Annotated in this window: 10 protein-coding genes; all 10 read right to left on the minus strand. The window is 48.4% G+C overall.

All coding sequences use genetic code 11. The features are described from left to right. Nucleotides 1-109: 109 nt before the first annotated feature. Nucleotides 110-1,888 (minus strand): AAA family ATPase, encoded by a 1,779-nt coding sequence (locus F7D20_RS02360; protein ID WP_158462689.1) that lies wholly within the window; start codon nucleotides 1,886-1,888, stop codon nucleotides 110-112. A 106-nt stretch (nucleotides 1,889-1,994) separates the two neighbouring features. Then, complete coding sequence (locus F7D20_RS02365) at nucleotides 1,995-4,562, minus strand: transglycosylase domain-containing protein (RefSeq protein ID WP_158462690.1); 2,568 nt, start codon at nucleotides 4,560-4,562, stop codon at nucleotides 1,995-1,997. Nucleotides 4,563-4,613: 51 nt separating this feature from the next. Continuing rightward, entirely contained in the window at nucleotides 4,614-5,522 is a 909-nt protein-coding gene (miaA, locus tag F7D20_RS02370; protein WP_158462691.1) for a tRNA (adenosine(37)-N6)-dimethylallyltransferase MiaA, read from the minus strand. A 121-nt stretch (nucleotides 5,523-5,643) separates the two neighbouring features. After that, entirely contained in the window at nucleotides 5,644-6,414 is a 771-nt protein-coding gene (gene lpxA / locus F7D20_RS02375; protein ID WP_022251529.1) for an acyl-ACP--UDP-N-acetylglucosamine O-acyltransferase, read from the minus strand. Nucleotides 6,415-6,526: 112 nt separating this feature from the next. Next, nucleotides 6,527-7,909, minus strand: a complete 1,383-nt coding sequence (locus tag F7D20_RS02380; protein ID WP_158462692.1) for a bifunctional UDP-3-O-[3-hydroxymyristoyl] N-acetylglucosamine deacetylase/3-hydroxyacyl-ACP dehydratase — start codon at nucleotides 7,907-7,909, stop codon at nucleotides 6,527-6,529. 109 nt (nucleotides 7,910-8,018) lie between these two features. Next, a complete protein-coding gene (gene lpxD / locus F7D20_RS02385) occupies nucleotides 8,019-9,050 on the minus strand; it encodes a UDP-3-O-(3-hydroxymyristoyl)glucosamine N-acyltransferase (RefSeq protein ID WP_158462693.1) in 1,032 nt (343 codons plus the stop codon). Nucleotides 9,051-9,234: 184 nt separating this feature from the next. Further along, nucleotides 9,235-10,071, minus strand: a complete 837-nt coding sequence (gene pyrF / locus F7D20_RS02390) for an orotidine-5'-phosphate decarboxylase (protein ID WP_158462694.1) — start codon at nucleotides 10,069-10,071, stop codon at nucleotides 9,235-9,237. Nucleotides 10,072-10,075: 4 nt separating this feature from the next. Beyond that, a complete protein-coding gene (gene prfA, locus F7D20_RS02395; RefSeq protein WP_158462695.1) occupies nucleotides 10,076-11,185 on the minus strand; it encodes a peptide chain release factor 1 in 1,110 nt (369 codons plus the stop codon). Between the two features lie 14 nt (nucleotides 11,186-11,199). Further along, nucleotides 11,200-12,348 (minus strand): AIR synthase-related protein, encoded by a 1,149-nt coding sequence (locus F7D20_RS02400; protein ID WP_158462717.1) that lies wholly within the window; start codon nucleotides 12,346-12,348, stop codon nucleotides 11,200-11,202. A gap of 78 nt (nucleotides 12,349-12,426) precedes the next feature. Beyond that, entirely contained in the window at nucleotides 12,427-13,170 is a 744-nt protein-coding gene (locus F7D20_RS02405) for a shikimate dehydrogenase family protein (protein WP_158462696.1), read from the minus strand. Nucleotides 13,171-13,189: the final 19 nt, after the last annotated feature.

Below are 13,189 nucleotides of genomic sequence, written 5' to 3' on the forward strand. Positions count from 1 at the left end.
GGTATAAATTTTCTGTGGAATAAAAGAATCTTCCCCCTGGTTTATCGGCTGAGCCCTGATCATGAATCAGAATGCGGACAAGATAAAAAGAAAAAAAAGTTGAATCCATTTACGGGTTCAACTTTTTTAGTCTTCTTTTAGCCTCGGGATGCTCGGGGCACAGTTCGAGTGCTTTCTTGTAGTTGGCGATGGCAGCAGCCGACATACCTTCTTTCTCGCATTCCTTGCCCAGCAAAGTGTATTCTGTTGCCAGGCGTTTCAGGAATTTCTCTTGTTTCTTTTTCTCTTCCTCCTTCTGCCTGATGATTTCGCGCAGCTGCTCGTTCTCAGCTATCAGGGAGTTGACCTTTCCCAATTTTCTTCGTATCAGTCGTTTGGCACTTGGCTTCTCGATGTCGTATCTGCTGTGTATGGCAAGGAAGAAGTTGTCGAGTGCTCCCTGCATGTCGCCCTGGTCGAATGCTGTTGCGGCATCATGGTATTGTTTGTCGGCTTTGCTCTGGGTAAGAGCCGTGTTGATGGTAGACTGGTCGTTGTAGTGACGGGCAAACTGCTTCACCTCGTTGCGTACAAAGACCTCGTTCTGTCTGATGGGTTCCTGCAGGCTGATGCCTTCCAGACTGGTACAACGTGACAGTGCCACATAGGTCTGTCCTCCAGCAAAGACGCCCCCTGTGAAATCTATCTTCACCTGATTGAAGGTAAGGCCTTGGCTTTTGTGGACAGTAATCGCCCACGCCAACCGCAAGGGATATTGCTCGTAACGGCCAATCTCTTCCTCTTCTATCTTTTTCTCCACCTCGTTGAAGTGATATCTCATGTTGCTCCATGCGGCAGGCTCCACCATGACATCCTGTCCATTTTCTGTTCGCACGTATATCTTGGCATCATCGTCCTCGTCGAAACCAATGATGGTTCCCAGGGTTCCGTTGACCCATTGGTGCTCTATATCGTTTTTGATAAAGATGATCTGTGCGCCCGTCTTCAGATATAGTTCCATTGGGGTGGGGAGGCTGCTTTCAGGGAACTCGCCCTGGATATTGCCTCGGAAGAGGGTAGGCTCGCCAGGCAATAGTTTGAGTTGACTGTCGTTGATGTAGTCTACTGTGTCGCGGCGTGTGGAAAGGGTGATGGCGAGTTTGCTGTCGCTTTCGTCAAGTCGGGCTCCCACACGCTGGTTGAGTTTCTGAAGGTCGCTTATGGGAACCTGACTGGTGCGAATGTGGTCGAGTATGCTGATAAACACAGGGTCGCTTTGTCGGTAAACCTTTCTCAGCTCGATGCTCACCAATTGGAAGTATTCGAACACCTTGGCATCGAAGAAGAAACTGCTGCGGTAGAAAGGTGAGAGAAGCCTGCGGTCTTCCTCTCTCACGACAGGTTCCAGCTGATAGATATCCCCCACGAGAAGCAGTTGCTTGCCACCGAAAGGCTCTCGCATGTTGCGGCTGTATATGCGCAGCACCTTATCTATGAAGTCTATGATGTCGGCACGCACCATACTGATCTCGTCGATGATGATGAGTTCCACCTCGCGTATGATCTTAATTTTCTCGGAGTTGTACTTCAGGGTGTTGCGGATATTGCGCACGCTGAACATACTGTCGTTGGGCAGCAGCGGATGGAAGGGAATCTTGAAGAAACTGTGCAGGGTGCTTCCTCCGGCATTGATGGCAGCAATACCGGTGGGTGCAAGAATGATGTGTTTCTTTTTGGTGTGGGCAGCAATGTAGCGCAGAAAAGTGGACTTGCCGGTGCCTGCCTTTCCTGTGAGGAAGAGTGAGCGCCGGGTGTACTGTATAATCTGGAGTGCATTCTGCAACTCAGGATTATCCAGGTCGATATGATTTTCTGCGGACTGGCTTGCTGAGTGGTCTTTTTCTGCCATACCTGTTTCTTTGAAATGACAATCGGCGATTCCCATCTTTCAGAAAATCGCCGATTTTTGTTAGGTTGTGTTTATTCTTTTCTGTCACTATAGAGCCTGGCGCGGTTTACAAGTCGTCAAACTTGATGGCCTGCTCTGTGGGGCGTGACTTTTTCTTTTCTTTCTTTTCTTTCTTCTCGCCCTGTTCCTCGCCTGGCTTTTTCTCTGTGGCAGTTCCTGTTGTTGCCTCATTCTTTTCGGCAGGTATCTCCTTGATGACAGGGTTGCCGTTCTCGTCGAGGATGATCTCTTCGTTGAGTGCAGTGCTGTCTACCTGAGTGGTGTCAACCTTAGCCTTAGGCACATAACTTGCACAGATGTACATGTCGCGGGTGATGTCCTCGTCGTGAGGCTTGTCAAACTTGCCGTGGTATTTCTGGAAGGCAGGATCGTTCATCACGTATTGCCAGAAGTATCCGCAGATAGGCAATGCCGTTCGGGAACCTTGTCCGAGAGCACCCGTCCTGAAATGGATGCAGCGGTATTCTCCTCCTACCCATGCACCTACTACGAGCTTAGGGCTCACACCCATGAACCAGGCGTCGGAGTGATTGTTGGATGTACCGGTCTTTCCACCAAACTCTGTATCACGAATATTGCCCACGTAGCCCCACAGACTCTGTGAGGTTCCACCTGGTTCGCGCATACCGCCCTGCAGCAACTGCTGCATCAGGAAGGCAGACTTGTAAGGAATCACCTGTTCCTCGGTTGATGGGGCAGTATATACCTCCTTGCCGTCGCGGTCTACAATTCTTGTCACCAGGACTGGGTCATGATGTTTTCCGTTGTTGGCAACCGTACAGTAGGCGTTTGCCAATTCCAAGAGGTTGACGTCGCTCGAACCAAGAGCCAGAGAAGGCTCATCGTTGAGCGGACTCTGAATACCCATCTTCTGTGCTGTCTCTATGATGCGCTTGATGCCCATCTCCTGACCCAAGCGCACTGCTACAGAGTTGATACTCTTGGCAAACGCACTCTTCAGTGGGATGGAGTCGCCCGAGAAAGAACCATTGGCATTGGATGGGGTCCATTTCACCATCTCATGTTTCTTCTTGTCGTAGACATCCATCGAGATATATTCATCGCGACGCTTGTCACAAGGCGTAAGGCCCTGGTTCATGGCCTCGGTGTAGACGAAGAGCTTAAAGGTAGAACCTGGCTGGCGTTCGGCTGTCACCTTGTCGTATTTCCAGTGGTCGAAGTCGATGTCGCCCACCCATGCCTTGACGGCACCCGTCTGTGGTTCCATGGCCACAAAGGCACAATGCATGAAGGTGGTCATGTACTTGATGGAGTCTTCGGATGTCATCATCTTGGTGATGGTGCCCTTGTCGTAATCGAATACCTTGACTGGGTGAACCCACTCCTTATAATAATAGTTCACAGAGTCGGGATTGTTGGGGAAGCGGGCAATCAAAGCTTTATAGAAAGGCTGGCGCTCGGCAATGCCCTGAATGAAGTTGGGGATGACCTGATGCTTTTCGTCCTGCCAGGGTTCCTGACGAAGCCAGTTGGTATCCTGTTTGCGGTAGATATCCCAGTGGTTGTTGAAGTTCTGCTGTACCTGTCGCATCTGTTTGCGTGCGGCATCTTCAGCATACTTCTGCATGCGGGTATCTATCGTGGTGTATATCTTCAGTCCGCTGGTATACAGGTCGTAACCCTCGTCCTTGCACCAGTCTGCCAGATAGTCAGCCACAGCCTCGCGGAAGTATTTGGCTTGTCCGTCGTAGTTCTCCTCCACCTTGAAGTCGAGCTTGATAGGCTCCTGACTGAGGGTGTTGTATTCCTCGCGGCTCAGGTCACCATGGCGTACCATATTGTTGAGCACCACGTTGCGTCGTTCCAGACTGTGTTCAGGGTTGGTGCGTGGATTATAATAGGTGGTAGCCTTAAGCATACCTACGAGTACGGCAGCCTGATCGGTAGTCAGTTCCTTAGGACTTACGTTGAAGTAGGTCTTTGCCGCTGTCTTGATGCCATACGAGTTGGAACCGAAATCTACAGTGTTGGCATACATCGTGATGATTTCCTTCTTGGTGTAGACAGCCTCCAACTTGGCTGCTATAATCCATTCCTTGCTCTTGATGATGAGAATGCGCAGACCGGGCACCTTGCCCAGCAAACCTGTAGAGTACTGGGAGCGGACGCGGAACATATTCTTTGCCAACTGCTGGGTGATGGTAGAAGCTCCTCGTGCATCGTGATGCAGCAAGGCATCCTTCATGGCACCAAAGAGTCCGATGGGGTCAATACCCAAATGCTTGTAGAAGCGCTCGTCCTCGGTGTCGACCAAAGCCTTGAAGAAGGCTGGGTTTACCTCTTCGAATTTTACGGGAGTACGGTTCTCGTTGAAATACTTACCTATCAGCTTGCCGTCGGCGCTGTAAATCTCAGAAGCCTCGCTGGTCTGAGGATTCGTAATGCCAGAGAAGAAACCTGGCGATTTACCAAACAGCCAGAGGAAGTTAATATCCACTGCACCTAAATACAGTATGAAAGCCACGATGCAGCTTGCTATGCCAATGAGAGTCTTGGTATACCATGCCTTGCCTCGATACAGATTCTTGTACCATGGCCAGAAAGCGCGGAACTTGCGCCACAGCCATGCTGCTAAGTTCTTGATTTTGTTCATTGTTGTTGTATATTGAATACTCTTTTAAACTTCTTTGCAAAAGTAGTAAAATTATTCCATCTTCAAGCAGCTATCTACATATTTTATGATTTCTTTAATATTATCGGGGTGAAACCATTGTATCGTCTCGTCACGTTTGAACCATGTAAGCTGCTTGCGCATGTATTCTCTGCTGTGCGACTGTATCTGGCGTACCGCTTCATGCAGGTCGATGGCGCCGTCGAAATAGGCAAACATCTCTTTGTAGCCCACAGTACGCAGGGCTGTCTGATCACGATAGGCATAAACGCCTCTTGCCTCTGCCTCTAAACCTTCCTGCATCATGACGTGAACTCGTTGGTTGATACGGTCGTACAGTTCGGAACGGTCTCTGTTCAGTCCTATCTTGACAATGCGGAAAGGACGGCTCTTCTTCTTGTTGGTACGGAAGGATGTGTAGGTCTTTCCTGTCTGGTGACATATCTCCAGGGCATGAACCACGCGACGTGGATTCTTCTTGTCTACTATGGCCCAGTGTTCTGGGTCGAGGTTTTTCAGTTCCTCCACCAAAGTGTCGAGCCCTTCATTGGCAAGACGTGCTTTCATCCATTCTCTGATGTCATCACGTACGGTGGGGATGTCGTCGATGCCATTGCATACAGCATCAATGTACATCATGCTTCCTCCTGTGAGCAGGGCTACGTCGTGATTCTTGAAGATATCCTCTTTTAGGAGTTTCATCACGTCAGCCTCGTATTGGGCAGCACTGTAATAGTCCTCGATGTGGCGGTTGCCTACGAAATAATGCTTCACGCGCTTCTGCTGTTCGGCAGTAGGGGCTGCAGTTCCTATAGGGAGCTCGGCGAATATCTGACGGGAGTCTGCATTGACAATAGGCGTGCCTAAATGCTCTGCCAGCGAAAGGCAAAGCTCTGTTTTGCCAACACCCGTAGGACCTAAGACCACAATCAATGTCTTCATATCATGCGAAAGTTGAATCATTCTTTATATTCAAGAAAAAAGCATCCTTGCTCGTTTCATAAACTTAAGCAAGAATGCTCTTTTTACCTTTTTACTTTTTTACCTTTTTACCCTTTTACTTTTATCGAATGATACCTCTCTTAGAGTTCTCAACGAAGTCGATGATATACTGTATTTCAGGGGTAATCTGCAGGTTCTTCTTGATTTCCTCGATACCTTCTTTCAGCACGCCCTTAGAGTAGAGCAGGCGATAAGCCTCATGAATCTGCTGAATGAGTTCGTTGCTGAAACCGCGGCGGCGGAGACCTACCAGGTTGAGTGCGCAGTATCTTGTTGGCTCCTTACCGGCAATGATATATGGAGGAATGTCCTGTGAGAATCGGCATCCACCCTGAATCATCACGTATCCTGCAATGTGGCAGAACTGGTGAACGAGAACATTGGCGCTGACGATAGCGTTGTCGTCTACTACCACCTCTCCGGCAAATTTTGTAGAGTTGCCTATGATCAAGCCGCTTCCCAATTCACAGTCGTGAGCCACGTGCACACACTCCATGAGGAGGTTGTTGCTTCCGACAACAGTCTTCCCCTTTGATGCTGTACCGCGAGAAATGGTTACATTTTCACGGATACTGTTGTTGTCGCCAACCTCGCAGGTTGTCTGCTCACCGCGGAACTTCAGGTCCTGTGGCTTGGTAGAGATGCTGGCACCAGGGAAGAACTCGTTGTTATTGCCGATTCGTGCTCCCACATGGATGGTTACAGAATTCTGCATCACGTTGTTGTCACCCAAAACGGTGTCTTTATCAATATAGCAGAAAGGACCGATGATATTGTTATCTCCGAGTTTTGCCTCAGGATGAACAAATGCTAAAGGACTAATCTGATTCATATTTCTTGTTTACAATTTATAATTAAGTTATATTATTCAAGATCCACATGCAGAGGAGCTGAGAGTATTCATGTTCTTCTACTGTCTCTTCTGCATATGGAAGTATAGCTTCTTACTTATTCTTGACTATCTGTGCAGTGAAGGTTGCCTCAGCCACTACCTGGTCGCCAACAAACATATAGCCCTTCATCGAGCTGATGCCATGGCGTACAGGAGCCAGCAACTCTACACGGAACAGGAGAGTGTCGCCAGGTACTACCTTCTTGCGGAACTTCACGTCGTCTATCTTCATGAAGTAAGTGCTCCAGCGTTCAGGCTCTTCCAACTGGTTGAGCACCAACAAGCCTCCACACTGTGCCATGGCTTCTACCTGCAGCACACCAGGCATGACAGGCTCTTCAGGGAAGTGACCCTGGAAGAATGGCTCATTGCTTGTTACGCTCTTCACACCAACGATGCTGGTTGGACCCATGGCTATCACCTTGTCTACCAACTGCATTGGGTAACGATGGGGTAGAAGCTGACGTATGCGTATGTTGTCCATAACCGGCTCCTCGTTAGGATTGTAGATAGGAGCCTGAATCTCGTGCTTGCGAATCTCCTTGCGCATCAGGCGGGCAAACTTATTGTTGATGGTATGACCAGGACGGGTAGCGATGATGCGACCCTTGATAGGCTTACCGATAAGAGCCATGTCGCCGATAATGTCGAGAAGCTTATGACGTGTGCATTCGTTCTCCCACTGCAGAGGTCGGTGCTGGATATAGCCCAACTTGTTGGCATCCATGCGTGGAACCTTAAGATGGTCGGCGAGTTGGTCAAGCTGAGCCTGCTCTACCTGGCGCTCATAGATCACAATGGCATTGTCGAGGTCGCCACCTTTGATCAGGTTGGCTTGCAGCAATGGCATGATGTCACGTACGAAAACGAAGGTACGGGCAGAAGCAATCTCCTCTGCGTATGTCTCCATCTTGTCGAGTGTAGCAAATTGACTGTTGATGAACTTGCTCTCGAACGAGCACATGGCTGTGATACTGAAGTCTTCGTCTGGCAGGATAGTGATGACCGAACCTCTTTCGTCTTTCACCTCTATCTTATGACGGATGATATAGTAGTCTTTCTCTGCATTCTGCTCCTGTATGCCCACGCTCTGAATCTTTTCTACGTACAAAGCTGCAGAACCATCGAGAATAGGGAATTCTGGACCATTTACCTGAATCAGACAGTTGTCGATGCCGAGGGCATAAAGAGCAGACATACCATGCTCTATGGTGCTTACTCGCACATCACCTTTGCCAAGCACTGTTCCACGCTGTGTTTCTACTACGTTCTCAGCTACTGCCTGGATGACTGGCTGGTCTTCGAGATCGATACGCTGTATTTTATAACCGGTATTCTCTGCTGCAGGATTGAAAGTTACAGTGAGGCTTAATCCTGTGTGCAAGCCTTTTCCACAAAGTGAGAAACTGCCTTTCAGAGTCTTTTGTTTTGACATAATTATATTATTTTTTAGGCACGGATTACACGGATTTTTTCTTTTTCGGATGCCTTAGTGGCGTTACACTCTGTGTGTCATCCATGTCATTCGTGCCTTGTTATTTCTATTACTTCTTTTTCAGTTCTTCCACCTGCTTCTTCAGGTCGTTGAGTTCCTTGTACATATCGGGCAGGCGACGGAAGATGGCCTGTGACTTGAAGTATGAACGCTGCTCCATAGGAGGTGTGCCGATGAGCTGCTGTCCGCTCTTCAGACTTCCAGGAACACCACTCTGTGCACCGAGGAACACCTTGTCGCCAATAGTGATGTGACCTGCAATACCTACCTGACCGCCAAACATACACCACTGGCCCACCTTGGTGCTTCCTGCGATACCTACCTGTGAAGACATCACGGTGTTCTCGCCAATATCAGTGTTGTGAGCTATCTGAACGAGGTTGTCGAGTTTCACACCCTTACGGATATAGGTACTTCCCATAGTAGAACGGTCAACACAAGTGTTGGCACCTATCTCTACATCGTCCTCAATGGTGACAATGCCTATCTGAGGAATCTTGTCGTAACCGTCGGGACCAGGTGCAAAGCCGAATCCATCGGCACCTATTACACAGCCTGCATGAAGAGTTACGTTGTCGCCCAACTTGCAGCCATGATAAACAGTCACGTTTGGATAGATGAGTGCGTTCTTTCCTACCTTGACACCTTCGCCAATGTAGGCATGAGGATAAATCTGGCTGCCTTCGCCCACCTCAGCTCCATCGCTGATATAAGCAAAAGCTCCTACGTAAACACCCTCGGCTACCTTAGCCTTAGGAGAAACGAAAGCCAATGGATCTATGCCAGTCTTCTTAGGTTTCATTGATTCATACATCTGCAGAAGTTTTGCCACGCATTCGTAGGCATTCTTTACGCGAATCAATGTTGTGGAAACGGGCTTTTCCAGTTCTACACTCTCGTCTATCAATACGACAGACGACTGAGTGTCGTATACATAATGCGTATATTTGGGATTTGAGAGGAAAGAAATAGCACCTTTCTTACCTTCTTCAATTTTTGCAAAGGTATTGACGATTGCATTCTCGTCACCTTCTACGTGCCCTTGTACAAACTGGGCTATTTGTTTTGCGGTAAACTCCATATTTGTTTGTTTTCAATGATTGTTATTAGCCAGTTAGCTCCTTATTGCTTGCAAATATAGCAAAAAAGATTTATAAACTTGTAATTAAATCGTAATATTTTGCTTTTTGGCTTGCAAACATACACTTTTTAGGCGCAAAGTGCCCTGAAAAGAGGTTCTTTGCGCCATAAAAGGTAGTCGTTTTTTATGAAAGCTTGGCTAATTCTTCTGCCATCTGCTCTTGCAATTCCTTGGCCTTGATGCCAGCAGTCTCGGCAAAGTCCTCACCGTTGCTGGCATAGATAATGCCACGTGAAGAGTTGACCAGCAGACCGCAGTCCTTGATGATGCCATACTTGCACACTTCCTGCAGACTGCCTCCCTGTGCACCTACGCCAGGAACAAGGAGGAAGTGGTTAGGAGCGCATTTGCGGATATCGGTGAACATGCTGCCTTGTGTGGCTCCTACGACATACATCATGTTCTCGTCGTTTCCCCATTCCTGACTCTTTGTCAACACTTTCTCGAAAAGACGCTGACCGTCCTTGTCTTCTGTGAGCTGGAAGTCGTGGCTGCCCTTGTTGCTTGTCAACGCCAGCAGGATGACCCATTTGCCCTCATATTCCAAGAATGGTTTCACTGAGTCTTCGCCCATATAGGGAGCTACTGTGAGAGCGTCGAGCTTATACTCTTCGAAGAATGTGCGGGCGTACATCTTTGATGTGTTGCCGATGTCACCTCTTTTGGCGTCGGCGATGATAAAGTGATGAGGATAGTGCTCGTTCAGATAAGTGATGGTCTTATCGAAAGCTATCATGCCTGCCAGTCCCATGCTCTCATAGAAAGCCAGGTTGGGTTTGTAAGAAACACAGTAGGGAGCTGTGGCATCAATGATGGCCTTGTTGAAGGCGAAGATAATATCTTCGGTCTTTTCATACTGTTTGGTAAGGTGCTCAGGCACTTTCTTGATATCGGTGTCGAGACCTACGCACAAGAAACTTTTCTTGGCGAATATCTGTTCTACAAGTTCTTTTCTGTTCATAATTCTACAATTCTGTTTCTTTCAGTTTTTCTGCATTTTCGGCTACGGTCAGGGCATCTATCATGCCTTGTATGTCGCCTCCGAGGAATCCACTCAGGTCATGGGTGGTATAACCGATACGGTGGTCGGTGACACGTCCTTGAGGGAAGTTGTATGTACGAATCTTGGCGCTACGGTCTCCTGTCGACACCAGACTCTTGCGTCGGCTGGCAATATCGTCGATGTACTTCTGGTGTTCGCGGTCGTGGATGAAAGTGTACAGACGGCTCAAGGCACGTTCCTTGTTTTTAGGCTGGTCGCGAGTTTCGGTACACTCTATGAGGATTTCTTCCACCTCACCCGTGTTAGGGTTCTTCCAGGGGTAGCGAAGACGTACACCGGACTCCACCTTGTTGACATTCTGACCACCGGCACCACTCGAACGGAATGTATCCCACTTAATATCACCCTCGTTGATGTTTACCTCAAACTTGTCGGCTTCGGGCAGTACGGCTACGGTAGCAGCACTGGTATGCATACGGCCCTGAGTTTCTGTGGCAGGAACTCGCTGTACACGGTGTACGCCCGATTCATATTTCAGTGTGCCATAAACGTCAGCTCCGCTAACAGCAAAGTCGATTTCCTTGAATCCGCCAACAGCACCTTCTGATACAGAAGTCACGCTGACAGTCCATCCCTTTGACTCGCAGTATTTCTTGTACATATTGAAGAGGTCGCCAGCAAAGAGTGCGGCTTCATCGCCACCAGCTCCGCCACGAATTTCCATTTGTACGTTCTTGGCATCTTCTGGGTCTTTTGGCACAAGGGCAATCTTTATCTCTTCCTCAATCTGGGGCTGTAGAGTCTCGTTCTCATTGAGTTCCTCGCGTGCCATCTCTTTCATGTCAGGGTCGCTCTCATTGGCGAGAATGTCCTTGGCTTCCTTGATGGCGTTGAGGCAGTCGATGTAGCGCTTGCGTGCCGCCATGATGTCGCCCAAGTCTTTGTATTCCTTGGTCAACTTCACGTATCGGCTCTGGTCTGCTATCACATCAGGGTCGGTAATGAGGGTGCTGACTTCCTCGTATCGGCTCTCCAAGCCTTCTAATTTCTGTAGTATATTGTTGTTGTCCATCGTTATTTAAACTCTTAGTATTCGAAAGTTCCGAACTCGCTCTTGATAGTCAGGCTGCGTTTGCCTTCCTCGATATGTCCCACTACCTGAGCATCGATATTGAAGCTCTTGCTGATGGCGATAACCTTCTCTGCAACCTTAGGACGCACATAGATTTCCATACGATGACCCATGTTGAATACCTGATACATTTCCTTCCAGTCGGTACCAGAGCAGTCGTGGATGGCCTTGAAGAGAGGTGGAACAGGGAACATGTTGTCCTTTACAACCTTGCAGTTCTCGTTTACGAAATGTAGCACCTTGGTCTGTGCACCGCCTGTGCAGTGTACCATACCATGTATTTCGGGACGCAGTTCGTCCAACAGTTTCTTGATAACAGGAGCATAGGTGCGGGTAGGAGAGAGAACCAGTTCGCCTGCATTGACAGGAGCGCCTTCCACCTCGTCGGTCAGTTTGTATTTGCCACTGTATACCAGTTCCTCTGGTACTGCATGGTCGTAGCTCTCTGGGTAGTTCTCTGCCAGATACTTGGCGAAGACATCATGGCGGGCAGAGGTAAGTCCGTTGCTGCCCATTCCGCCATTGTATTTCTTTTCGTAGGTAGCCTGACCTGTAGAAGAAAGACCTACGATGACATCACCTGGCTGTATGTTGGCATTGTTGATGACTTCACTTCTCTTCATGCGGCAGGTTACTGTTGAATCTACTATGATGGTGCGAACCAAGTCGCCTACGTCAGCAGTCTCTCCTCCTGTAGGATAGATGCCAATGCCCATGTTGCGCATTTCGCTCAGGAGTTCGTCAGTACCATTGATAATGGCAGAGATGACTTCTCCAGGTACGAGCATTTTGTTGCGTCCAATGGTAGAAGACACCAAGATGTTGTCTACGGCTCCCACGCAGAGGAGGTCGTCGGTATTCATTACCACAGCATCCTGTGCAATACCTTTCCATACAGAAAGGTCGCCAGTCTCCTTCCAATACATGTATGCCAAGCTCGATTTTGTGCCGGCGCCGTCGGCATGCATGATGTTGCAATACTCAGGGTCGCCTCCCAAAATGTCGGGAATAATTTTGCAGAAAGCCTGTGGGAAGATTCCCTTGTCAATATTCTTGATGGCATTATGCACATCTTCCTTGGCGGCACTCACACCGCGCATCATATATCTGTTGTTGCTCATAATCAATTGATATAAAAAGAAAATAATTTTGAATTATATATTGTCTGCAGAGAGTGGATGTTATTCCTGATGCCAGAAGTCCCACGATGCAAAGGCTTGCAGAAGCAACATTTCCAAACCGTTCTTCACGGTGGCTCCTTGCTCTTTGCCTTTCTTCATGAAGAGGGTCTCGTCAGGGTTGTAGATGAGATCGTAGAGCAGGGTGTGGCTGTCCATAGCCTCGTAGGGAAGTTCGGGACATTCGTCTGTATGTGGATACATTCCTACAGGGGTACAGTTTACGATTACGTTGTACTCCTTGATAATCTCTGGTGTTATTTTGTCATACTGTATGGTTCCAGGGCGCTCGAATCTGCTCACGTAGACGGTCTCGAGTCCAAGAGATTTCAGTCCATAGTTGATGGCTTTGGATGCGCCGCCAGTACCTAAGATAAGGGCTTTCTTATGGCAAGGCTCCAGGAATGGCTCAATGCTGCGGGTGAATCCAATGACATCGCTGTTGTAGCCTTTTAACTTGACGTCATTTCCTTTGTGTTCCACCTTGATGACATTGACAGCTCCGATGGCTGTAGCCTCGGGGCTGATGAAGTCGAGGTAGCTGATAACCTTTTCCTTGTAGGGGATCGTGACATTGAGTCCTTTCAACTCGGGTGTGGTGTCCAAGATTTCTGTCAGGTCTTCGATGTGTGGTATCTCGAAGTTGATGTACTTGGCATCAATTCCTTCGTTCTCAAATTTCTCGTTGAAGTAGTTTTTTGAGAAGGAATGTCCCAGCGGATAACCTATAAGTCCATATTTGTCCATAATATCCTTGTTTTGTATT

Source organism: Segatella copri (genome assembly GCF_009495355.1).
GTDB lineage: Bacteria > Bacteroidota > Bacteroidia > Bacteroidales > Bacteroidaceae > Prevotella.